This window comes from Streptomyces sp. 5-10, from assembly GCF_014712245.1.
Classification (GTDB): domain Bacteria; phylum Actinomycetota; class Actinomycetes; order Streptomycetales; family Streptomycetaceae; genus Streptomyces; species Streptomyces violaceusniger.
This window is the reverse complement of sequence record NZ_JACVYG010000014.1, coordinates 13,153-34,475: the sequence shown is the minus strand read 5'-3', so window position 1 is coordinate 34,475 and position 21,323 is coordinate 13,153. Positions and strand designations below refer to the sequence as shown.

Sequence of the window (21,323 nt, the reverse complement as noted above, 5' to 3'; positions counted from 1 at the left end):
CACGGGCAACCCAAAGGTTGCCGCCCGGCTGCCTTCGGCGTGGCTGGCTCCTCGCTCCGGCTGGATCTTCGGCCTGTCTCGTCCACGGTCACCGGCCGCATCGGACGGGGCAACGCCGAACCATGGTCCGGCAGCCCGTACGGGCTGGCCCGCGAGGCGTATTTCGGCCGCTCCGCGAGCCGGGGCGACGGCCCGGGCCTCACCCCTTCCGTACGGGCGGCCGGGCTCGCTGCTTCCCTGAGGCCGGACCTCGTGCCTTCCTTACCGGCAGCACCGGCAGCGCTATCGGGATCGGGCGAACCTCCTGGCCCGAGGCCCGAGGCCCGAGGCCCGAGGCCCGGTACCGGTGGCGGAGGGACACCGCCACCGGTACCGGCCGTGCACCGCGTCAGCCGTCGGAGCCGGGCATCGCCAGCGCCGCCGCCGGGTCGAGTCCGGCCGGGCCCGCGGGCCACCAGCGGCCGCGTTCCCTGCGGTACGGCCACCAGCGGCCGTCGTGGCCGTAGCGCACCTGGAGATCGGCGCCCACCACCGTCCAGCGGTTCGCCGTGGCGCGCAGCCGGGGCGCCTGCTCGTCCCCCTCCCAGGCGGCCGCGAGCTGGGCGCGGGCCCGCGCGAGGGCATCCGGGTCCGGCGTCCACTCCTCCTCCAGCACGGTGAGCGCGGCGGCCCCGCCGTCCTCCCAGGCGCGGACGGCCCGCGCCAGATCGGCGCGGTCGCGCCCGCAGCCGGCCGCGAGCCGGGCGGCGATCGGGGCCGGGGGACCGGCGGCGGTCAGCCGCACCGTGTCCTCCCACACCGTCAGCGCGGCCGGGACCGGGGAGGCGGCGTGGCCGGGCGCGAGCGCCTCGGCCAGCAGCCGCTGGGCGCGTACCGCGGCGTCCGCCGCCAGGAACTCCAGCGCGGCCACGTCCAGCCCCTCGGCCGGCTCCGTGCCGCCCGCCAGCGCCGGAGGGCGGCCGGGCGCGGCGACGGCGGGCGGGGGCTCGGGCAGCGGGGGCGGCCCGGGCGCGGCGAACGCCTCCCGGGCCGGTACGCCCTCCGGGGCCGGGGGAGGGGCCGGGGGAGCGGCGTCCTCCGCCGGCTGCGGAAGGTGCCGGGCGGCCCGCGCCGCGCTGCGCACCTGGAGCTCGTCCAGCAGCTCCCGCTCCCCGCGTCCGCGCATCAGGAGCAGCACATACGGATCCTCGTCCAGCAGCCGGGCGAGCTGGTAGCACAGCGCGGCCGTGTGCGGGCAGTGGTCCCACGCCTCGCAGCCGCACTCCGGCTCCAGATCGCCTATCCCCGGCAGCAGTTCGACGCCCACGGCCGCCGCGTCCTCGGCCAGCTGCGGGGGCATGTCGCGGTCCAGCAGGGCGGCGATATGGCCGGAGCGGTCCGCGACCACCCCCAGCAGCCGGTCCCATTCCGCGTCGGTGAACTCCCGCAGCAGCACATCGGACCGGTACGGCGTGCGGTCGCGGTCCCGCACCACGGCGGTGACCCGGCCGGGGCGTACGCACACCGCTCCCACCGCTCCCTCGCGCGCCTGCTTGCGGCCGCGCTTCAGCTGCTCGCCGTCCAGCGCCGTGTCCTCCAGGGCCTTCAGCCACGCCTGGCCCCACCAGGTGCGGGCGAAGCCGCGGCCACGGGCGGGCGGCAGTGCGGCGAAGGTGCGCTCGGACTCGGTACGGCTCATCGTTCGGTCCCCCTCAGCTCCACGAGCTCCGCCAGCTCGGAGTCGGTCAGTTCGGTCAGCGCGCCTTCGCCGGAGCCGAGCACGGCGTCCGCCAGCTCCCGCTTGCGCGTCAGCATCGCGGCGATGCGGTCCTCCACGGTCCCCTCCGCGATGATGCGGTGGACCTGCACCGGCTGGGTCTGGCCGATGCGGTACGCGCGGTCGGTGGCCTGCGCCTCGACGGCCGGGTTCCACCAGCGGTCGTAGTGCACGACATGACCGGCCCGGGTGAGGTTGAGCCCCGTGCCCGCCGCCTTCAGCGACAGCAGGAACACCGGGACCTCGCCGTCCTGGAAGCGCCGCACCATCTCCTCGCGCCGCGCCACCGGCGTACCGCCGTGCAGCAGCTGGGCCGGCACCCCGCGCGTGGCCAGGTGGTCCTCGAGGATGCGCGCCATCTGGACGTACTGGGTGAAGACCAGGACGCTCGCGCCCTCGGCCAGGATGGTGTCCAGCAGTTCGTCGAGCAGCTCCAGCTTGCCGGAGCGCCCGGGGATCACCGGCCGGTCCTCCTTCAGATACTGCGCCGGGTGATTGCAGATCTGCTTCAGACCGGTGAGGAGCTTGACGATGAGTCCGCGCCGGACGAGGCCGCCGGTGCCGGAGATCTCGGCGAGGATCTCGCGCACCACCGCCTCGTAGAGCCCGGCCTGCTCCTTGGTGAGTGCCACGGCCCGGTCCGTCTCGGTCTTGGGCGGCAGCTCGGGGGCGATACCGGGGTCGGACTTGCGGCGCCGGAGCAGGAAGGGGCGGACCAGTTTCGCCAGCCGCGCGGCGGCCTCGGGGTCGCTTCCGCTCTCCACGGCCTGGGCGTAGCGCCTGCGGAACGCGCCATGGGTGCCCAGCACTCCCGGCGTGGTCCAGTCGAGGATCGCCCACAGCTCGGAGAGGTTGTTCTCGATGGGGGTTCCGGAGAGCGCCACCCGGGCCTTCGCGCCGATGGTGCGCAGCTGCCGCGCCGTCGCCGAGAACGGGTTCTTCACGTGCTGCGCCTCGTCCGCGACCACCATGCCCCACGGTCCGGCCTCGGCCAGCCGCTGGGCGTCGAGCCGCATGGTGCCGTAGGTGGTGAGGACGAACTCCCCGTCCGCAAGGCCGTCCAGGCTGCGCGCGGAGCCGTGGTAGCGGCGCACCGGGGTGCCCGGCGCGAACCGCTCGATCTCGCGCCGCCAGTTGCCCATCAGCGAGGTGGGGCAGACCACCAGAGTGGGTCCGGAGGCTTCGGGGATGCCCATGCGGTGCAGATGGAGCGCGATGAGGGTGATGGTCTTGCCGAGCCCCATGTCGTCGGCGAGACAGCCGCCGAGGCCGATCGAGGTCATCCGGACCAGCCAGTCCAGGCCGCGCAGCTGATAGTCGCGCAGTGTGGCGGCCAGGGCGGCGGGCTGGGACACGGGCGTCCGCTGGGCACCGGCGGTCCCCTCGGGGTCGGCGAGGTGGTCCCGCAGGGCCTCCAGCCAGCCGGTGGCCCGCACCTCCACATCGGTGCCGTCGGCCTCCGTGCGACCGGTAAGGACGGCACCGAGGGCGTCGGCAGGGGTGAGCTTGCGGTCCTGCCGGTCCTGGACCCGGCGCGCCGCCTCCGGGTCGAGGAGGACCCATTGGTCGCGCAGCCGTACCACCGGCCGGCTGGCCTCGGCGAGCCGGTCGAGCTCGGCACGGGTGAGCTCCTGGTCGCCTACGGCGAACCGCCAGCTGAACCGCAGCAGCGCGTCGGCGGAGAGGAAGGCGGGGAACCGGGGCCCGGCGTCGTCCTGAGCCTCGTCGTCGCCGTCCGGGCCGATGACGGCGCGGACGGTGAGCCCGCGGGCCAGCTCCCTGGGCCAGTGCACCTGGACACCGGCGGCGTCCAGCGCTCCGGCGGCCGGACCGAGCAGCTCGGTGACCTCCTCGTCGGCGAGGTCGAGGGCGTCGGGCACGGCGGCCGACAGCAGCGGGGTGAGCGGCGCCCAGGCGCGGGCCGCGCGCCGCAGGGTCAGCAGGGCGTCCATACGGGCGCGCGGACCGAGGGCCGGGGCGATGGGCGAGGTCCCCGCCCAGACATCGGCGGCGTCCGCGACCAGCGCCGGGTCGGTGAGGCTGTGCAGCTGGAGGACGGCACGGAAGCGCGGCCCGTCCGCCTTACCGTTCCCACCGACGCCGTGCAGCAGCTCGATACGGATCGAGAGCCGCACCCCCGCGTCGTGCCCGGCGGCCACGTCGGCGGCCCAGGCGCGCTGTTCGGGCAGCCGCCGTGGCGCCGGGGCGGCGAAGGCGGGGCCGCCCGCGGCCAGCGCCGCCGCGGGCGAGCGCGGCAGCCCGTCCGCCACCGCGTCCAGGAACGCCCGCAGATGCCGCTCGGGCTCGGGCAGCAGCACCGGCCCGGAGACGGGCAGCGGGGTCGCGTGCGCCGTGGGCGGCATGGCGGCGGCCAGCTCGCGCACCCGCGTCAGATCGTCGGGGGCGAGCGGGCCGACGCGCCAGGCGTCGTGGTCGGTGGCACTGAGTCCGGGCAGCAGCCTTCCGCGGGCCGCGAGTTGGAGGGCGAGTACGGCGGCGGCGCCCCAGAAGGCCGTGGCGGGGTCGCACTGCCCCGGACCGGCCTGCGCGGCCCGCGCCCGGGCCCGGGTGAGCACCGGCAGCGCGTCGCCCAGGGGCAGCACGAGCGCCCTTACGGTACGCGTCTGGACGTCGAGGCCGGTGGGGTCGTCATGGGGATCGTCATCGGCGCCGTCCACCGGGACGACGACCGTCAGCTCCTCGGTGGAGCCGGTGGCGGGACCGGAAGGAGGCGCGCCGTCCGGCCGCCAGAAGGCGACCCGGCCGGTGCGTGCCGGGTCGCCGGGCAGGAAAACGGCGGTGCAGCGGGAGAGTTCGGCGATGTCGGAGGGTGTTGCCGCGGAGGGTGGTGTCACAGCGCTGAGCGTTCCTCAAATTTGACTAGTCGAGCCCGGGCCGCCCGAGGGTACAGGATCACGGCGCGAGGAGGAACCGGGTGCCGCCGGTGTCCGTTGTGTGGAGTGAGTGCGGCTATGGGCCGCGAAGGAGGCGGGTGAGATGTCCACACGCGCGAAGGTCGCCACCGGTGGTGTGGTGGCGGGTGTGATCCTGCTCTGGGTGTTGCCCTTCTGGGCGGCGCTGCTGGTGATGGTGGGAGTGCCGGCGGCGGCCTATCTGCTGCTGGACCCCTCCCAGCGCCGCAGGCTGAACAGGGTCACCCGGAAGCAGCTGGGCCGCTGAAGCAGCTGGGCCGCTGAAGCAGCTGGGCCGCTGAAGCGGCCGGGCCGCCGAGCGCGGCCGCGGAAGGCGGCCGGCTGGGCCAGGGGCCACGGGCGGAGCGCAGCCGGGAGTGACCGCGCAGTACCGATCGCGGACCGCCCGCGACCCCGTTCCGGCCCGGCCGGCTGGGGAGCGGTCATGCCCCCTTGGGCTCCGCCGAGGCCCGGAGCAGCGTCCGGACCCGGGCTTGAGAGGGCCGCGGCGACCGTAAGGGCGCGGAATCACCCGCGTCGGCGTGTCCGACCGGCCCGGACCCGGCGTGCCCGACCGGCCCGGACGGCATCGCTGACCGGCTCCTGGCGGCAGCCTTGACCGACCCCGTACGGGAGCGGGAAGGGCGGGGCGTCAAGGTCTCAGTGCGGGCGCACGGCCAGCTTGTCCAGAGCCGTCAGCAGCCCCGGCAGCTCGGGGCCGCGGCCGACCGGCAGCACCTCGCCCGGTGCGTCGTCCAGCAGCACGAACGCGATGTCGTCGGTCCGGGCCACCATGCTCCAGCCCGGCCCGTCGGCCCGGAGCGTCCTTGCGTCACCGGAGGCGAACGCCGAGCGGACCCGCCCCAGCGGCGGGGGTGAGTCCAGATAGCCACGCGCCTCCTCGAGCACCCGCCGCACGCCCCCGTGCGGCTTCTCGCCCGGGGACACGAACGTCACATCGCTGTCGACCTGCTCACGCCAGATCGCCCACTGGAGCGCGATCTCGTCGGCGCCGAGCCGCCGCTGGGCCGGGCCCCACCGCTCGGAGTCCGGTGGCGACAGCGGCGCCCGGGAGGCGTCTTCCCCCAGCTCGGGGTCGGGCGCGGGGTCATGGGGAGCCGGTACGCCCGGGGCGGCCACGGCCACCGCGAGCGGCCAGCCGGGAAGCGAGGCGACCACCGTGCGGTCTTCGATGGCCAGGGCGTACTCCATGCCGCAGTCCCAGGTCGCGATGGCGATGGCCACGAGCGACACATCGTCGGTGACCACCGTCCAGCGGGCGCCGCCGCCGTCCTGCCCCAGCACCAGTCCGTAGCCGGTCTCGTACGGCTCCAGCCCGAGCGCGGCACATGCCTCGGGATAGTCGTCGCCGAGCACGCTCGGGAATTGAGCGGGTGTCAGCAGCACCGCGGTCAGCACATACAGCGCCTCGTCGCGTGACTCCTCCGTGGCGGGCACGACAGCCTCCTCCTGCGCATGCGGATCCGATGAGCGATCCGTCGTCGCGCACCTTAACCACCCAGTAGCCACGGAGTCGAGACATCGGGAGGCGGTCGGCCCTCAGCCGTCGGTCGCCGCCCGGAGCGTGTCCAGCGTGCGCCGCAGCCAGGACAGTTCGGCCTGCCTGGTGGCGCGGGCGATGGTGAGGATGCCGCGCCGGAAGGGATCCTCGACCTCTTCGGCCCGCAGCGGGCGGTCGCCCTCGTAGAAGAAGCTCGACGGCTGGCGCAGAAAGGCCATCCGGCGCTCCAGCACCTCCGTCTGGGCCGACGGGTCGTCGAGGTGGCGCAGGAACGCCAGCACGGTGAACCAGCGGTTCTCGTCGGTGATGTCGACGTCAGCCGGATGCGCGAGGCGGCGGCGCAGCTCCGTCTGCCCCTCGGCGGTCAGCGTGAGCACGTGCCGGGGCGCGGCCCCCGCGCCCGGCTGGGTCCGGCGGGCCAGCAGACCGGCCCTCTCCAGCCGCTTGACCGCCGGGTAGAGGGTGGACTCGGCCACGGGTTTCACATGTCCGGTCAGCGCGGCGATGCGCTTGCGCAACTCATAGCCGTGCAGCGGGGCGTCATGGAGGAAGCCCAGGATGGCGAGTTCGAGCATGGCCGCATTGTGCCGCATGGCCGCTGTACCTCGCTGAGGCGCTACATCGACATCGATGTATTGTCGCCGCCCGACGCGATCCTTGAGCGACCTACTCAGTCGACTTCGCGGACGGAGAGCGCCAGAAAACGCGTGTCCTCGTCGGTGTACGACTCCAGCCGCCAGCCGGCGTCCGCCAGCAACGGCCGCAGCTGGGGCTCCGCCCGCAGGTCGTCGGGGGTGAGGGCGCGGCCGTGGCGGGCGGCGAGAGCGGCCCGGCCCACCGGATGGAACAGCGTGAGCCGCCCGCCGGGGCGCACCACCCGGGCCAGTTCGCGCAGGTTCTCGCGGGGGTCCGAGAGGTGGGAGATCAGCCCGGCGGCGAACACCGCGTCGAGGCGGCCGTCGCGCAGCGGCAGCCGTGCCACATCGGCGAGGGCGAGGCCCGCGAAGCCGTCCCGGCCCTCGCGCAGGGCGGCGTCCAGCATGGCGGGTGTGAGGTCCACTCCGAGGACCGTCCCCCCGGGGCCGACCGCGGCGCGCAGCGCGGGCAGCGCACGCCCCGTTCCGCACCCCGCGTCGAGCACCGCGTCCCCGGGGCGGAGCCCGAGGTCGGCGACGGCGGCGGCGTAGGCGGGGCCGTCGTCCGGGAAGCGGCGGTCCCAGTCGGCGGCTCGGGGGGTGAAGAAGTCCCGTACATCGGCCGCGCTGTTTCCGTGGGAGGGCTCATGGGGCACGGGAACTCCTCGGGACACCTGGGATACGACGGTGGGACGCTGCGCTGAGCAAGCAGCCTACGCCCGCATCGAGTGCAGATTCGGACGCTTATCGATCGCTCTGGCATCTGACTCTGTCAATTTTCAACAGGTTCCGTAATGCGCCCTCAATGTGCGCCCCCGCCGGGGCTAGCGTCCCTGACCCAGGGGGAACACCTGGAGCGCCGCACGGCGCGGCGCATCCCGACCGAGGGAGACCGCCCATGACCAAGCCGCGCAGCACCGCCGCACGCTCCATGGCCGATCTCGACCGGATCTTGAACGATCTGGTGGCCGGGGCCGCAGGCGTACGCCATGCCGTGGTGCTCTCCCGGGACGGGGCGACGGTCAGCGCGTCCGGTGGGCTCTCCCGCCATGAGGCCGAGCACCTGGCCGCCGTCGCCTCCGGGTTCCACGGCATCGCCGCGAGCGCAGGGCGCCGGGGGCGCGGTGGCCCACCCCGGCGGACGATGATCGAGATGGCGGCGGGCACCCTCTTCGTCGCGGCGCTGGCCGACGGCGCCTGCCTGGCCGTGCTGGGCACCGCGGGTGCCGAGCCGGCCGTGATCGCTGAGGACACGACCCGGCTCGTGGACCTGGTGGACCGGCGGCGCCGTCCATGGCCCCGCCGACGGTTCGGCCGGATGCGCCGGGGTACCCGGAAGGGGCCCCGGAAGATCATTCCCACGACTACGGCGAAGGGATGCGGCGATGCGAGCGGTGACCTGGCAGGGCCGACATGATGTGCGGGTCGAGACGGTGCCCGACCCCATCATCAAGGAGCCGACGGACGCGATCGTCCGGATCACCACCACGGGGCTGTGCGGGTCCGATCTTCATCTGTACGAGGTGCTCACGCCGTTCATGACCCCCGGTGACATCCTCGGCCACGAGCCCATGGGCATCGTGGAGGAGACCGGCCCGGAGGTGACGCACATCAAGCCAGGCGACCGCGTGGTGGTCCCGTTCCAGATCGCCTGCGGACACTGCTGGATGTGCCGCTCCGGTCTGCCGACGCAGTGCGAGACCACCCAGGTCACCGAGCACGGAATGGGGGCTGAGCTCTTCGGCTACACCAAGCTCTACGGCGCGGTGGCCGGCGGCCAGGCGGAGTATCTGCGGGTGCCGCAGGCCCAGTACGGCCCGATCAAGGTGCCCGAAGGAGTCCACGACGACCGCTACGTCTATCTGTCCGACGTATTGCCCACGGCGTGGCAGGCGGTTGAGTACGCGGAGCTGCCGCGCGGCGGCACGCTCGCGGTCCTGGGGCTGGGCCCCATCGGGCTCATGGCCTGCCGGGTGGCGAAGGTCCAGGGTCTGGCGGACCGGATCATGGGCGTGGACCTCGTCCCCGAACGGCTGCGCCGGGCGCGCGCCGACGGCGTCGAGGTCCATGACCTCAATGACTTCTCCGGCCAGGAGGACCTGGTCGAGGCCGTCCTCTCCACCACCGGCGGCCGAGGACCGGACGCGGTCATCGACGCGGTGGGGACGGAGGCCCACGGCAGCCCGCTGGGCCGGACCGCCCAGCGGGCCACGGGTCTCCTGCCGAGGGAATGGGCCGCCAAGCTCACGGAGAAGGCCGGGGTCGACCGGCTGGCGGCGCTGCGGCTGGCCATCGCGCTGGTGCGGCGCGGCGGAACGATCTCCCTCAGCGGGGTCTACGGCGGGATGGCCGATCCGCTGCCTCTGATGACCATGTTCGACAAGCAGATCCAGCTGCGGATGGGCCAGGCGAACGTGCGGCGCTGGGCCGACGACATCTTCCCGCTGCTGACGGACGACGACCCGCTGGGCGTCGACGGGTTCGCCACCCATCGCGTGCCACTGGAAGAGGCACCCCGCGCCTATGAGATGTTCCAGCACAAGGAGGACGGTGCGATAAAGATCCTCATGCGCCCGTAAACGTCGGATGGGCCGGGGTGCGTCATGAAGGGTTGGATTTCGGTCGAATCTCGCTACTCGGCGACCCCGGAGAGCGCGAGCACCTTGTCGATGCGCACCCTGACCAGCAGCTCGCCCGGCACGCCATTGCGGGCGCCGTACTCCTCGGCCCGGTCCTCGCCCATGTAACGGGCGGCGATCCGGGTGGCCCAGTCGCGGACCTGCCCCAGATCGTCGATGAGCTCGGCGCGTCCCCGCAGGGTGACGAAGGCGAACGGCGGCCTGTCGTCGTCCACACAGATGGTGAGCCGGCCGTCCCGGGCCAGGTTCCGTCCCTTGACCGTCTCCTGACCTGTGTTGAAGACGAGGTCGTCGCCGTCGAGCAGGAACCACACGGGGGCGAGGTGCGGACTTCCGTCGGCCCGCACCGTCGCCAGCTTCGCGGTGCGAGTGCCCTCCGTGACGAACTTCTGCCACTGATCCTTGGTCATGTTCTGTGCCATGTCCCCATCCTGCGTCAATCAGCGCACAAGCGTGGGGTGCCGGGCGGGGTGGGTTGCCCAGACGGCGGCAGTGAGAAAGGCTGGCACGCAGCTGAAGGGGAATCGGGGAGGAATCGGATATGGCAGTGAACAAGGGGCTCGACTGGTTACTGGACGACCTGACCGAGCGGATCGCGGAGATACGGCACGCGCTGGTGCTGTCCAACGACGGGCTGGTGACGGGGGCGAGTTCCACGCTGGTGCGCCAGGACGCCGAGCACCTGGCGGCGGTGGCGTCCGGGCTGCACAGCCTCGCCAAGGGATCCGGGCACCACTTCCGCACGGGCCGGGTGCGGCAGACGATGGTCGAGTTCGACGAGGGCGTCCTCTTCGTCACGGCGGCGGGGGACGGCAGCTGTCTGTGCGTGCTCACCGGGCCGGACGCGGATGTGGGGCAGGTCGCCTACGAGATGGCGCTGCTGGTCAACCGGGTGGGGGAGCACCTGGGGGTCGAGGCCAGGCAGGAGAGCGGAGCGCCCAGCTGATGCCGCGCGGAAGTTATCCACAGGCCTGACCGACCGTCTTGCTTCGCGGCTATCGTCGTCACTGTCAGTGATTGAGGCAGTGCGGGGGAGGACGTCGCATGGCAGTGCGGGTGGATCAGGAGCTGCGGGAGAGCCAGGGGCCGTGGAGCCCGGAGTGGCTCGGCGAGCCGAGCGTGCCGGGACGGGCGAGCGGGCCGGGAGACCCTGGCGGGCCGGCGGGGCCGGGGGGATCGGGCGAGAGCGTCGCGTTCGGCGCGGCGGCCCGGGCGCTGGGGCTCACCACGCGCCAGTTCGAGCTGGCCGTTCAGTTGGGGGAGGTGCGCACCGTCACCACCGATCTGGGCCGGCGGGTGGCGTGCGAGGAGCTGAGGCGGGTGACCGCCGCCGAGGGCTTCCCGGAAGCGCTCATCGCCCGTCTCCGCGTGGTCGGCACCGCGGAGGGCGCGGAGCTGCTCGGCATCACCCAGGGGCGGCTGACCCGCCTCGCGCGCGGGGGTTTCTTCGCCCCCGTCCGGTTCTATGTCAATCGCTATCGGGCCGTCGTATGGCTCTATCTGGCGTCGGATCTGACCGAGTTCGCCGTCAGGCAGCCGGAGTTGCTGAGCGGCCGCACGCCGCCGGGGCTGAGCGCCGCATTGGCCGCCGGGGAGGACTGGCGGGCCGCCAAATGGCGCAGCCGCAGGATCGGCCAGCTGCTCGCCCAGACCGAGGACCCCTGGGAGCGGGCCGCGGTCCTGGCCTCGGTGCTGGGCTCCGTCGAGCTGGCCTCGGCCGTGGCCGATCCGTATGAGCGGGCGCATCTGCGGGAGCTCCGCCCCGCGCTCGTCCGGACGCGCCCCGATGCGGGTGCGGTCCGGGATGTCATCGACACGGTGGTCACGGCGGACGATCCACGGGAGATCCGGCGCTATCGGGCCGCCCTCGCCTCGTCGTTGGACGACGCCCGCCGGGCCCGGTCCGCGCCGCGCCCGGACGCCGGGCCGGAGCCGACGCTCGATGACCACACCCCGGTTCCGGGCCGCCCGCGGAGCCTGTGGCAGAAGCTGATCGGCAGGCGATGAGTCACGGCGCGGCCACGACGGTGGGGCACGCCACGGCGCGGCACACCACGGTGGGGGTCAGTCGCCGTCCGCGGCACCCTCGGCGGGCGGCAGCGGACGAAACAGTCCCTCTTGCACCACGGACACCAGGAGCCGGCCCGCGCGGTCGTAGATCCGGCCGCGCGCCAGTCCCCGGCCGCCCGTGGCCACGGGCGACTCCTGCTCGTAGAGAAACCACTCATCGGTGCGGAACGGCCGGTGGAACCACATGGCGTGGTCCAGCGAGGCCATGTCGAAGCCCCGTGGGCCCCACAGCGGCTCGATCGGAACCCGCACCGCGTCCAGCAGCATCATGTCGCTCGCATAGGTGAGCGCACAGGTGTGCACCAGCGGGTCGTCCCCGAGCGGCCCCACCGCGCGCATCCATACGGCACTGCGCGGTTCCGCGCCCTTGAGCTCCTCGGCCGTCCAGCGCAGCCGCTCCACGTAGCGGATGTCGAAGGGCTGCCGGCGCTCCATGCGGGCGAATGCCTCGGGGAGCGTGCCCAGATGGGCGCGGACCTCGTCGGCGAGGGTCGGCAGACCCTCCGGCCCGGGCACATCCGGCATCGGCAGCTGCTGCTCGATACCGGGCTCAGGAGAATGGAAGGAGGCCGTCAGATTGAAGATCGTGCGACCCTGCTGGATGGCGACGACCCGGCGGGTGGTGAAGGAGCGCCCGTCCCGGACCCGCTCCACCTGGTACACGATGGGCACGCCCGGCCGACCCGGCCGCAGGAAGTACGCGTGCAGTGAGTGCACCGGACGCTGCCCATCGGTGGTCCGCCCGGCGGCCACCAGCGCCTGGCCCGCCACCTGCCCGCCGAACACCCGCTGCAGCGACTCATCGGGGCTGCGGCCGCGGAAGATGTCCAGCTCGATCCGTTCCAGGTCGAGCAGATCGACCAGGCGCTCGGCGGGATTGGTCATCGATGGTGCTCCTTCGCTGAGGGGGCCGGGCCGGTCCCCGGCGTGGACCGCGTCCAGGAGGCTACAGTTGGCCCACGTCGGTGACCCGGACCACCGCCCGGCCCTCCTCGTCGGAGGCGGCGAGATCGACCTCCGCCGAGATGCCCCAGTCATGGTCGCCGTTCGGGTCGTCGAAGGTCTGCCGCACCCGCCACAGACCGTGCTCGGGGTCCTCCTCGATCCGCAGCAGCTTCGGCCCGCGGGCCTGCGCTCCGGTCCCGAGCTCCTCGTACTCCTCCCAGTACCCGTCCAGCGCCTCCGCCCAGGCGTCCTCGTCCCAGCCGGAGTCGGCGTCCATCTCCCCGAGCTCGGCGACCTTGTCCAGCGCGGCCAGCTCCACCCGGCGGAACATGGCGTTGCGCACCAGCACGCGGAAGGCGCGGGCGTTGGCGGTGACCGGCCTGACCTGGTCGGCGCGCTCCTGCGCCTCCTCCGCCGACTCCTCCTCCGGGTTGGCCAGCTGCTCCCACTCGTCGAGGAGGCTGGAGTCGACCTGCCGCACCATCTCGCCGAGCCAGGCGATGATGTCCTGGAAGTCATCGGACTTCAGATCGTCCGGCACGGTGTGGTCCAGGGCCTTGAAGGCGCTGGCCAGGTAGCGCAGCACAATGCCCTCGGTCCGCGCCAGGTCGTAGAACGAGGTGAACTCGGTGAAGGTCATCGCCCGCTCGTACATGTCGCGGATCACCGACTTGGGCGAGAGCGGATGGTCGCCGACCCATGGATGGCTTTTGCGGTAGAGCCCGTACGCGTGGAAGAGAAGGTCCTCCAGCGGCTTGGGGTAGGAGATGTCCTGGAGCCGCTCCATGCGCTCCTCGTACTCGACGCCGTCCGCCTTCATCGCGGCCACCGCCTCACCGCGCGCCTTGTTCTGCTGCGCCGCCAGGATCTGCCGGGGGTCGTCCAGTGTCGACTCCACGACCGAGACCATGTCCAGGGCGTAGGAGGGCGATTCGGGGTCCAGCAGCTCGAAGGCGGCCAGCGCGAAGGTGGACAGCGGCTGGTTGAGCGCGAAGTCCTGCTGCAGATCCACCGTCAGCCGGACGATCGGGGCGCCCCCGTCCTCGCCGTCGGCGTCCCTGGGCTTCACCTGCTCGACCACCCCGCCGTCCAGCAGCGAGCGGTAGATCGCGATCGCCCGGCGGATGTGCCGCAGCTGGTTCTTGCGCGGCTCGTGGTTGTCCTCCAGCAGGTGGCGCATCCCCTCGAAGGCGTTGCCGGGACGGGCGATCACCGACAGCAGCATCGCGTGGGTGACCCGGAACCGGGAGGTGAGCGGCTCGGGTTCGGAGGCGATGAGCTTCTCGAAGGTGTTCTGGCCCCAGTTGACGAAGCCCTCCGGCGCCTTCTTGCGGACCACCTTGCGGCGCTTCTTCGGATCGTCCCCGGCCTTCGCCAGCGCCTTCTCGTTCTCGATGACGTGCTCGGGCGCCTGGGCCACCACAAAGCCCGCGGTGTCGAAGCCGGCCCGTCCGGCCCGGCCCGCGATCTGGTGGAACTCCCGGGCCCGCAGCGTCCGCACCCGCTGACCGTCGTACTTGGTCAGCGCGGTGAACAGGACGGTGCGGATGGGCACGTTGACGCCCACGCCCAGGGTGTCCGTACCGCAGATGACCTTGAGCAGCCCGGCCTGCGCCAGCTTCTCCACCAGCCGCCGGTACTTGGGCAGCATGCCCGCATGGTGCACACCGATCCCGTGCCGGACGTAACGGGACAGGTTGCGGCCGAACTTGGTGGTGAAGCGGAAATTGCCGATCAGCGAGGCGATCTCGTCCTTCTCGGCGCGCGAGCACATATTGATGCTCATCAGCGCCTGGGCCCGCTCCACCGCCGCCGCCTGGGTGAAGTGGACGATGTAGACGGGCGCCTGCTGGGTCTCCAGCAGCTCGGTCAGCGTCTCGGTCAGCGGCGTCGTCCGGTACTCGTAGCTCAGCGGCACCGGCCGGGTCGCCGACCGCACGACCGCGGTGGGCCGCCCGGTGCGCCGGGTCAGATCCTCCTCGAACCGGCTCACATCACCGAGCGTCGCCGACATCAGGATGAACTGCGCCTGCTCCAGCTCCAGCAGCGGGATCTGCCACGCCCAGCCCCGGTCCGGCTCCGCATAGAAGTGGAACTCGTCCATCACCACCTGACCGATATCGGCGTCCTTGCCGTCCCGCAGGGCGATGGACGCCAGCACCTCGGCCGTGCAGCAGATGACCGGCGCGTCCGCGTTGACCGACGCGTCGCCGGTGAGCATTCCGACGTTCTCGGTGCCGAAGAGCTTGCACAGCTCGAAGAACTTCTCCGAGACCAGGGCCTTGATCGGCGCGGTGTAGAAGGTGACCTCGTCCCGGGCGAGCGCGGCGAAGTGGGCGCCCGCCGCCACCAGGCTCTTGCCCGAGCCGGTGGGGGTCGAGAGGATCACATTCGCCCCGGACACCACCTCGATCAGCGCTTCCTCCTGGGCGGGGTACAGCGAGATGCCCCGCTCCTCGACCCAGGTGGAGAACGCCTCGAAAAGTGCGTCGGGGTCGGCGTCGCTCGGCAGCTGATCGATAAGAGTCACGCACCTATACTGCCTGGTTTCCCCGCCGGGGCGGGAACCGGCTGTACGTGCGAAGATCGTCCGCCGCTAGGCTGTGCCGGGCCGAAGCAGTCAACTCCCGCTCGGAAGCGGGAAAGAACAGGGGCGGGGTACGACCATGATGGGACCGGCGCATTCGCTGTCCGGGGCGGCGGCCTGGCTGGGGGTGGGGGCGGCGGCCGCGGCGGCCGGCCACGCGATGCCCTGGCCGGTGCTGGTCGCCGGCGCGCTGATCTGCGCGGGAGCGGCGCTCGCCCCCGACCTCGACCACAAGGCGGCGACCATATCGCGCGCCTTCGGGCCCATCTCGCGGGGACTGTGCGAGGTGATCGACAAGCTCTCGTACTCCGTCTACAAGTCGACCAGGAAGGCGGGCGACCCGCGCCGCTCTGGCGGCCACCGCACCCTGACCCACACCTGGGTATGGGCGGTGCTGATCGGCGCCGGAGCCTCGGGGCTCGCGATGATCGGCGGCCGCTGGGCGGTGCTGGGCATCCTCTTCGTCCATATGGTGCTGGCCGTCGAGGGCCTGCTGTGGCGGGCGGCGCGGGTCTCCAGCGATGTCCTGGTGTGGCTGCTCGGGGCGGCCAGCGCCTGGATCCTCGCCGATGTGCTGCACAAGCCCGGCAATGGCTCGGACTGGCTGTTCAGCGCACCGGGCCAGGAGTACCTCTGGCTGGGCCTGCCGATCGTGCTCGGCGCCCTGGTCCACGACATCGGGGACGCGCTCACCGTCTCCGGCTGCCCGATCCTGTGGCCCATCCCGATCGGCCGCAAGCGCTGGTACCCGGTCGGTCCGCCGAAGGGGATGCGGTTCCGGGCCGGCAGCTGGGTCGAGTTGAAGGTGCTGATGCCGGTCTTCATGCTGCTCGGTGGCATGGGCGGACTCGCCGCCCTCGGCGTGATCTGAACCCCGGACGGCACCGGGGCGGCCCCGGGCAGTACCGGGGTGGCCACGCCGGTGCGCGGCCACCCCTCCCGCTACTGGTGCCAGGAGCGCCACAGCGCGGCGTACGCCCCGTCCGCCCCGACGAGTTCGTCATGGCTGCCCAGCTCGGTGATCCGGCCGCTCTCCACCACGGCGATCACATCAGCGTCATGCGCCGTGTGCAACCGGTGGGCGATCGCGACCACGGTCCTGCCCTCCAGCACCCGGCCCAGAGACCGCTCCAGATGGCGCGCCGCCCGCGGGTCCAGCAGCGAGGTGGCCTCGTCCAGCACCAGCGTGTGCGGATCGGCGAGCACCAGCCGGGCCAGCGCGATCTGCTGCGCCTGTGCGGGGGTGAGCGCGAGACCGCCCGAACCGACCTCGGTGTCCAGGCCCTCGTCCAGCGCGCGGGCCCAGCCGTCGGCGTCGACGGCGCCCAGCGCCGCCCACAGCTCGGCGTCCTCGGCGAAGGCGCGGGCCAGCAGCAGATTGTCCCGCAGCGAGCCCACGAAGACATGGTGCTCCTGGTTGACCAGGGCCACATGCTCCCGGACCCGCTCGGTCGGCATCCGCGCCAGCTCCGCACCGCCCAGGGTCACCCGGCCGGTGCGCGGGGAGTAGATACCGGCCAGCAGCCGCCCCAGAGTGGACTTCCCCGCCCCGGACGGGCCCACCAGCGCCAGCCGCGTCCCCGGGGGCACCTTCATGGACACCTCGTGCAGCACATCGCTGCCCTCGTGGTAGCCGAACCGCACCTCGTCCGCCCGCACCTCCCGGCCACCGGGGACCACCCCCTCGTCGGCGGGGCCCGCCTCGATCTCCCGCACCCCCACCAGCCGGGCCAGCGACACCTGCGCCACCTGGAGCTCGTCGTACCAGCGCAGGATCAGCCCGATCGGCTCGACCAGCATCTGCGACAGCAGCGCCCCGGTGGTCAGCTCGCCGATCGACATCCAGCCCCGCATCACGCACAGGCCGCCGATCATCAGCACCGAACCGGTGATCAGCGTGTAGCTCACATTGATCACCGGGAAGAGCACCGAGCGCAGCCAGAGGGTGTAGCGCTCCCACGCCGTCCACTGCCGGATGCGCAGCTCGGACTGGGCGATCCGCCGGTCGCCCAGCCGGTGGGCCTCGATGGTCCGCCCGGCGTCCACGCTCTCGGTGAGGGACGCGGACACCGCCGCGTATCCTGCCGCCTCCGAGCGGTAGGCGCTCGGCGCGCGCCGGAAGTACCACCGACAGCCGATCACCAGCACCGGGAGCGCCACCAGTACCGCGAGACCCAGCGGGGGAGCGGTCAGGGTCAGCGCGCCGAGCAGCAGGCCGGTCCACAGCACACCGATGGCGAGCTGGGGCACGGCCTCCCGCATCGCGTTCGCCAGCCGGTCGATATCGGTGGTGATCCGGGACAGCAGATCCCCGGTCCCGGCCCGCTCCAGCACCCCCGGGGGCAGACCCACCGACCGTACGAGGAAGTCCTCCCGCAGATCGGCCAGCATCTGCTCGCCCAGCACCGCCCCGCGCAGCCGCACCAGCCGGACGAACACCGTCTGCACCACCAGCGCCACCGCGAACAGCGCCACGGTGCGCCCGATGTGGAGGTCCTTCTCGCCCTGGGAGAGATCCTCGACCACGCCACCCAGCAGCTGCGGGCCGACCATGGAGGCGAGCACCGCGGTCGCGTTCACGACCATCAGCACGGTGAAGGCGGCCCGGTGCCGCCGCAGCAGCTCACGCACATAGGCCCGCACGGTGGTGGGTGTGCCGACCGGCAGCGTCGTCGCCGACTCCGGTGCGGCCGGGTCATAGGCGGGCGGTGCCACGCCGATCATGCCGACTCCTCGATCTGTTCCTCGATCCGCCCGATGTCTTCCCGCGCGATGTCCTCTCGCACGGTGCCCTTCAGGCCGTGGCCGGCCGACCCGGTGGGCCGCTCGGGCCACCGCACGGCGGCCTCGCCGTCCGTCTCGCGGGTGACGACCGCGCGATACGCGGGATCGGTGCCCAGCAGTTCACGGTGGGTGCCCACCCCCGCCGCCTCGCCGTCGGCCACGAACACCACCCGGTCGGCCCGGTCCAGCACCAGCGGGCTGGAGGTGAACACGATGGTGGTCCGGCCCGTCCGGAGCCGCCGCACCCCGTCGGCGATCCGCGCCTCGGTGTGCGAGTCCACCGCGGAGGTCGGCTCGTCCAGCACCAGCACCTCCGGATCGGTCACCAGCGAGCGGGCCAGCGCCAGCCGCTGCCGCTGGCCACCCGACAGTGAGCGGCCGCGCTCGGTGATCCGGGCGCGCATGGGGTCGGCGTCGCCCTCGTCGGCCGCCGACGCCTGCGCCAGCGCCTCCAGCACATCGCCGCACTGGGCCGCCTCCAGCGCCTTCTCCGCCGAGACCCGCCCGGACCTCGGCACATCCAGCAGCTCGGCGAGCGTCCCCGACAGCAGTACCGGGTCCTTGTCCTGCACCAGCACCGCCGTGCGCGCCGAGGCCAGCGCCACCTCGTCCAGGGCGACCCCGCCGAGCAGCGCCGACGGCGCCCCGCCGTCGTCCCCGTCGCCCGGGCCGCCGTGTGCGGGATGCCCGCCGAGCCGGTCCGCCAGCCGCCCGGCCGCGTCCGGATCGCCGCACACCACCGCGGTCAGCACCCCGCTCGGCGCCAGCATCCCGCTCACCGGGTCGTACAGATCCCCGCCGAGGGGTGCGGTGGCCTCCTGCGCTTCCGCGCGCTCGCCCCCGTAGGATGCCGCGGTGGCCACGGATGCCGCGGTGGCCGCGCCCTCGCCGCCCGCGGAGGAGCGCCGCAGCGCCAGCACCCGGGCCGCGCGCCGCGCGGAGGGCCGGGAGAAGGAGTACGCCATGGCGATCTCCTCGAAGTGCCGCAGCGGGAAGAGCAGAAAGGTGACCGCGCTGTAGACGGTGACCAGCTCGCCCACCTCGATCCGCCCCTCGCGGGCCAGCGACACCCCGTACCAGACCACACCGATCAGCAGCAGCCCCGGCAGCGCCACCTGTACGGCCGCGATCAGCGCCCACATCCGCGCGCTGCGCACCGCCGCGGCCCGCACCTCCTGCGAGGCGTCCCGGTAGCGGCTCAGGAACAGCTCCTCACCGCCGATGCCGCGCAGCACCCGCAGCCCGGCCACGGTGTCCGAGGCCAGCTCGGTGGCCCGGCCCGCCTTCTCCCGCTGGTCGTCGGCCCGGCGCGCCGCGCGCGGCAGCAGCGGCAGCACGGCCAGCGCCAGCGCGGGCACACCGACCGCCACCACCACTCCCAGCGCGGGCTGGTAGAACACCAGCGCCACGCAGAGCGCGACGGTGGTGATCGCGGCCGCCGCGAAGCGGGACAGGGCCTCCACAAACCAGCCGATCTTCTCGACATCGCCCGTGGAAACGGCGACGACCTCACCGGCCGCCACCTTCCGGGTGAGCGTGGACCCCAGCTCCACCGCCTTGCGGGAGAGCAACTGCTGCACCCGGGCCGCCGCCGTGATCCAGTTGGTGACCGCCGCACGGTGCAGCATGGCGTCCCCCAGCGCGGTGAGCACGGTGAGCCCCACCATCAGCGCCCCGGCCATCGCCAGCCGGGAGCCGGAGCGGTCCACCACCGCCTGCACACCGAAGCCGATGGCCAGCGGGAAGGACACCAGCGCGGCCATGTGCACCAGACCCCAGAGGGCCGCCTTGACCTGACCGCCCAGCTGATTCCTGCCCAGCCAGAAGAGAAACCTCGGACCTGACCGCACGTCGGGTCGGCCGGGATCGGGGTACGGAAGATCGCGAATGTGCATGACGTCCCAAGGTCGGGCGGGCGGCGGAGGGAGGGGAGGGCAGGAGACGTGCCAGGCTGACGTTCTCACGCTGCGGATTTCAACTGGTTTTCCCGGGACCGGCCGGAACACGCCAATCCCGCATGCCGCACTGTCCTATGGGGGTGGGACCATGGGGACATGCGAATTTCCGGCACGATGTCCATGCGTGCGGCGGCCGCGGCCGCCGCGGCCCTCGTCCTCCTCACCGCCTGTGGCGACGGCGGCGGTGACAGCGGTGGTGACAAGGGCGCGGACCAGGGCAAACAAGCGCTGCGCGGCGGGGCGCCCACGTCGGATCCCACGCGTATCCCGGACGTGGGGGACACGCTCCAGTCCCGGATCCCGGACCAGTCCCGTCAGGTCGTGGCGGTCTACGGCAAAGGGGTGAACTCCGCGGACGCGACCGTGGTCCTCTACACCAAGGAGGGCAAGGCATGGGAGCGGACGCGCAGTTGGGCCGCGCACAACGGCAAGCGCGGCTGGACGACGAGCCATCACGAGGGCGACAAGCGCAGCCCGGTCGGGGTCTACACGCTCAGCGACGCGGGGGGTGTGCTGCCCGACCCCGGTGCCCGGCTGCCGTACACGTCGTCCGGATCCTTCGCCGCGCCGCACTACTGGCCCAAGTCCCACTGGACGGACTTCAACTACGTCATCGCCATTGACTACAACCGCGTCAAGGGCACCTCGCCGCTGGACCAGACCCGGCCCGAGGGGCAGAGCAAGGGCGGCGGCATCTGGCTGCACATGGATCACGGCAGCGGCACCTCGGCCTGTGTCAGCCTCTCCAAGTCCGGTATGGAGTATCTGCTGAAGAACCTCGACCCCAAGCTGCACCCGGTGGTGGTCATGGGGGACAAGGCGCATCTGGCCGCCTGAGCGCGGCACCGGGGATCTCCCGGCAGTCACACGGAGCCCGGTGGCGGGGTCACACGGACCCGGTGGTGCGGTCAAGGGCTCTCAGCGGCGCGGTCGCCCAGATCTCAGCAGCGGTGGTCCGGGGCGCCGGACAGGGTGTCCAGCAGCGCGCCCAGCGCCTCGCGCTGCTGATCGCTGAGCGGCGCCAGGATGTCCTCCGCGGCGGCCCGGCGCGCCTCGCGCAGCGCGCGCAGCGTGGAGCGCCCGGTGTCGGTGAGCTCGACGCGCACCACCCGGCGGTTGGTCGGATCCGGTACGCGGCGCACCGAACCATGCGCCTCCAGGGCGTCCACCAGCGTCGTCACGGCGCGCGGGACCACCTCGAGGCGCTGGGCCAGGTCCGCCATCCGCGGCGGCCGGTCGTCATGGGCGACGGTGCGCAGCAGGCGGGACTGGGCGGGGGTGATGCCCAGCGGCTCCATATGGCGCTTCTGGGCGCGGTGCAGTCTGCGGGTCAGGCGCAGCAACTGCTCCGCGAGGAGGCCGGATGTCTCGGACGTGGGCATGATCGCAGTTTATCAGGACGGGATTCATTGTGAGCATAGGTAACAATGAGCTATGCTCTCAAAATCCGCGCCGACGCGGCCACGGCTCGACCATGCCGACACCCGCGGCGGCCACCCTGTCTCCAGAAGGAGC

At 72.8% G+C, this 21,323-nt stretch carries 18 protein-coding genes; 7 read left to right on the top strand and 11 right to left on the bottom strand.

Annotated features, from left to right (window positions below; all coding sequences use genetic code 11):
- Positions 1 to 388: 388 nt before the first annotated feature.
- Together IEJ02_RS18190 and IEJ02_RS18185 are read right to left on the bottom strand one after the other, a co-directional pair.
- Entirely contained in the window at positions 389 to 1,678 is a 1,290-nt protein-coding gene (locus IEJ02_RS18190) for an SWIM zinc finger family protein (protein ID WP_191065832.1), read from the bottom strand.
- Positions 1,675 to 4,611, bottom strand: a complete 2,937-nt coding sequence (locus tag IEJ02_RS18185; protein WP_191065831.1) for an SCO1167/SCO6262 family helicase — start codon at positions 4,609 to 4,611, stop codon at positions 1,675 to 1,677. The genes IEJ02_RS18190 and IEJ02_RS18185 overlap by 4 nt, the downstream gene beginning before the upstream one ends.
- A gap of 142 nt (positions 4,612 to 4,753) precedes the next feature.
- Between IEJ02_RS18185 and IEJ02_RS18180 the strand changes: the two genes are divergently transcribed.
- Entirely contained in the window at positions 4,754 to 4,936 is a 183-nt protein-coding gene (locus tag IEJ02_RS18180; RefSeq protein ID WP_137981613.1) for a tail-anchor membrane protein, read from the top strand.
- Between the two features lie 392 nt (positions 4,937 to 5,328).
- Here the strand turns inward: IEJ02_RS18180 and IEJ02_RS18175 are convergent, their stop codons facing one another.
- The 3 genes from IEJ02_RS18175 to IEJ02_RS18165 all read right to left on the bottom strand — a co-directional run bounded on the left by IEJ02_RS18175 (position 5,329) and on the right by IEJ02_RS18165 (position 7,481).
- Entirely contained in the window at positions 5,329 to 6,126 is a 798-nt protein-coding gene (locus tag IEJ02_RS18175) for a hypothetical protein (protein ID WP_137981614.1), read from the bottom strand.
- A gap of 102 nt (positions 6,127 to 6,228) precedes the next feature.
- Positions 6,229 to 6,765: a PadR family transcriptional regulator gene (locus IEJ02_RS18170; protein ID WP_191065922.1), complete on the bottom strand. Its 537-nt coding sequence runs from the start codon at positions 6,763 to 6,765 to the stop codon at positions 6,229 to 6,231.
- A gap of 95 nt (positions 6,766 to 6,860) precedes the next feature.
- Positions 6,861 to 7,481, bottom strand: coding sequence for a class I SAM-dependent methyltransferase (locus tag IEJ02_RS18165; protein ID WP_191065830.1), 621 nt, complete (start codon positions 7,479 to 7,481; stop codon positions 6,861 to 6,863).
- Positions 7,482 to 7,723: 242 nt separating this feature from the next.
- On the opposite strand from IEJ02_RS18165, the gene IEJ02_RS18160 reads away from it, so the two are divergent.
- On the top strand, positions 7,724 to 8,242 hold the full coding sequence (locus IEJ02_RS18160; RefSeq protein WP_191065829.1) for a roadblock/LC7 domain-containing protein: 519 nt from the start codon (positions 7,724 to 7,726) through the stop codon (positions 8,240 to 8,242).
- Positions 8,211 to 9,404, top strand: coding sequence for a zinc-dependent alcohol dehydrogenase (locus tag IEJ02_RS18155; protein WP_191065828.1), 1,194 nt, complete (start codon positions 8,211 to 8,213; stop codon positions 9,402 to 9,404). Before IEJ02_RS18160 ends, IEJ02_RS18155 begins: the two co-directional genes overlap by 32 nt.
- Positions 9,405 to 9,457: 53 nt before the next feature.
- Here IEJ02_RS18155 and IEJ02_RS18150 read toward each other — a convergent pair whose 3' ends face one another.
- Positions 9,458 to 9,886, bottom strand: a complete 429-nt coding sequence (locus tag IEJ02_RS18150; RefSeq protein WP_137981617.1) for a PPOX class F420-dependent oxidoreductase — start codon at positions 9,884 to 9,886, stop codon at positions 9,458 to 9,460.
- Between the two features lie 119 nt (positions 9,887 to 10,005).
- Here IEJ02_RS18150 and IEJ02_RS18145 point away from each other — a divergent pair, with 119 nt between their 5' ends.
- Together IEJ02_RS18145 and IEJ02_RS18140 are read left to right on the top strand one after the other, a co-directional pair.
- Positions 10,006 to 10,410: a roadblock/LC7 domain-containing protein gene (locus IEJ02_RS18145; protein ID WP_020865999.1), complete on the top strand. Its 405-nt coding sequence runs from the start codon at positions 10,006 to 10,008 to the stop codon at positions 10,408 to 10,410.
- Between the two features lie 98 nt (positions 10,411 to 10,508).
- Positions 10,509 to 11,471, top strand: coding sequence for a DUF6397 family protein (locus IEJ02_RS18140; RefSeq protein WP_191065827.1), 963 nt, complete (start codon positions 10,509 to 10,511; stop codon positions 11,469 to 11,471).
- Positions 11,472 to 11,528: 57 nt separating this feature from the next.
- On the opposite strand, the gene IEJ02_RS18135 is transcribed toward IEJ02_RS18140, so the two are convergent.
- Both IEJ02_RS18135 and IEJ02_RS18130 read right to left on the bottom strand, forming a co-directional pair.
- Positions 11,529 to 12,419, bottom strand: coding sequence for an acyl-CoA thioesterase (locus IEJ02_RS18135; RefSeq protein ID WP_191065826.1), 891 nt, complete (start codon positions 12,417 to 12,419; stop codon positions 11,529 to 11,531).
- A 61-nt stretch (positions 12,420 to 12,480) separates the two neighbouring features.
- The gene (locus IEJ02_RS18130) at positions 12,481 to 15,009 is read right to left on the bottom strand and encodes a DEAD/DEAH box helicase (protein WP_191065825.1); all 2,529 of its coding nucleotides are present in this window, start codon (positions 15,007 to 15,009) and stop codon (positions 12,481 to 12,483) included.
- 136 nt (positions 15,010 to 15,145) lie between these two features.
- Between IEJ02_RS18130 and IEJ02_RS18125 the strand changes: the two genes are divergently transcribed.
- On the top strand, positions 15,146 to 15,937 hold the full coding sequence (locus IEJ02_RS18125; protein ID WP_191065824.1) for a metal-dependent hydrolase: 792 nt from the start codon (positions 15,146 to 15,148) through the stop codon (positions 15,935 to 15,937).
- Positions 15,938 to 16,008: 71 nt separating this feature from the next.
- Here the strand turns inward: IEJ02_RS18125 and IEJ02_RS18120 are convergent, their stop codons facing one another.
- Both IEJ02_RS18120 and IEJ02_RS18115 read right to left on the bottom strand, forming a co-directional pair.
- Positions 16,009 to 17,790 (bottom strand): ABC transporter ATP-binding protein, encoded by a 1,782-nt coding sequence (locus tag IEJ02_RS18120; RefSeq protein WP_191065823.1) that lies wholly within the window; start codon positions 17,788 to 17,790, stop codon positions 16,009 to 16,011.
- Positions 17,787 to 19,745 (bottom strand): ABC transporter transmembrane domain-containing protein, encoded by a 1,959-nt coding sequence (locus IEJ02_RS18115; protein WP_191065822.1) that lies wholly within the window; start codon positions 19,743 to 19,745, stop codon positions 17,787 to 17,789. Before IEJ02_RS18115 ends, IEJ02_RS18120 begins: the two co-directional genes overlap by 4 nt.
- Positions 19,746 to 19,904: 159 nt before the next feature.
- Here IEJ02_RS18115 and IEJ02_RS18110 point away from each other — a divergent pair, with 159 nt between their 5' ends.
- On the top strand, positions 19,905 to 20,645 hold the full coding sequence (locus IEJ02_RS18110; protein ID WP_191065821.1) for a L,D-transpeptidase family protein: 741 nt from the start codon (positions 19,905 to 19,907) through the stop codon (positions 20,643 to 20,645).
- Between the two features lie 104 nt (positions 20,646 to 20,749).
- On the opposite strand, the gene IEJ02_RS18105 is transcribed toward IEJ02_RS18110, so the two are convergent.
- Positions 20,750 to 21,190, bottom strand: a complete 441-nt coding sequence (locus tag IEJ02_RS18105; RefSeq protein WP_137981623.1) for a MarR family winged helix-turn-helix transcriptional regulator — start codon at positions 21,188 to 21,190, stop codon at positions 20,750 to 20,752.
- Positions 21,191 to 21,323 lie beyond the last annotated feature (133 nt).